The sequence below is a fragment of the Shewanella sp. CAL98-MNA-CIBAN-0140 genome, from assembly GCF_040309905.1.
GTDB lineage: Bacteria > Pseudomonadota > Gammaproteobacteria > Enterobacterales > Shewanellaceae > Shewanella > Shewanella psychromarinicola.
In genome coordinates, this window is record NZ_JBEOPI010000142.1 from 1 (window position 1) to 279 (window position 279).

General features: G+C 47.7%; 1 protein-coding gene. It reads right to left on the reverse strand.

Annotation, left to right across the window (positions count from 1 at the left end; translation table 11 throughout):
- Positions 1–279, reverse strand: a 279-nt coding sequence (locus tag AAEY93_RS20500) for a hypothetical protein (protein WP_351079485.1), incomplete at both ends; no start/stop codon positions are given.

The window sequence follows — 279 nt, forward strand, 5'->3', positions numbered from 1 at the left end:
GGGCATGGTCTTTTCGCCCGTTAACCACTGGAAAAACTCTTCGTTGGCTTTGACTAAACCGACTTGGTTCACCGAAATTAGAATAGCGCGTAAAGCATGAATGACTTCATCAGCCAAAGCAGGATTCGCTTGGATATCAGGGTTTAAGCGCAATAGTGCCGCTTTTACTTGCGACTCAATCAACACCTCATTAACACTACGACCAAGCTGCTCGGCGGATTGGAATTGCCACTGGGCACTATACTGACTGCGAGGCTCATTAACCTGGTTGCTCTCATG